This window comes from Nitratireductor indicus C115 (genome assembly GCF_000300515.1).
Lineage (GTDB): Bacteria > Pseudomonadota > Alphaproteobacteria > Rhizobiales > Rhizobiaceae > Nitratireductor > Nitratireductor indicus.
This window is the reverse complement of record NZ_AMSI01000068.1, coordinates 1-695: the sequence shown is the minus strand read 5'-3', so window position 1 is coordinate 695 and position 695 is coordinate 1. Positions and strand designations below refer to the sequence as shown.

General features: G+C 59.6%; 1 protein-coding gene. It reads right to left on the bottom strand.

Going from position 1 to position 695, the window contains the following annotated elements; genetic code table 11:
* Positions 1–266 precede the first annotated feature (266 nt).
* The coding region (locus tag NA8A_RS24230; protein ID WP_009453093.1) for an SOS response-associated peptidase family protein at positions 267–695 on the bottom strand (429 nt) is incomplete at its 5' end.

Below are 695 nucleotides of genomic sequence, written 5' to 3'. Positions count from 1 at the left end.
TATTCGGCTCACTGTGAAAAGATGGAAATGAGAAAGCGTGTCAGCGCTTTTCTTGTGCCTCAGAAGCCACGTTAGTGCTTTCGCTGCTCGGAGGCAGGCTCAGCATTCTGGTGTTCACGAATGTGTTCGACAGCCAGACGAAACCTCGGGCTCGCTCCATCCGGCGCCAATGGCTCGCTGCGCAAGCGCCTGAAACTCTCTCTCCAAGGCTTCCTGACACTCTATGCGCCGATCAGGATCACCTTTGATTCGCTGTGGCGGGACGATCATTCAGGCAGGTCCGGCTTATCGACAATTTTCAGCATGTTGTCGGGCAGGGGACGTTGCAGGGCCTTTGCTTCGTCCCATGGTGCGCGCAACCAGGTGTCCAGTTCCTCGGTGGTGGTCAGGATGACTGGCATGGCCTTCTTGTGGATCGGCGCGACGATGCCATTCGGTTCCGTGGTGAGAAACGCATAAATCTCGTGGTCGGCGGGTTCCTCGCGCGCCATGCGCTTGCCGTGCCATTTCGTCCATAGGCCGGCGAAGGCAAAGAGCGGCCGGTTCTCGTTCAAGGCGAACCATGCGTCCGGCGTGCGACCGCCTTCCGGCTTGTTCGATGGGTCGGGCTCGGCAAAGCTGGTTGCCGGCACGAGGCATCGATATTCCGGGCCGAGCCAGCGGCGCCAGTGGGCGGAGCTGACATTGCGAATGTT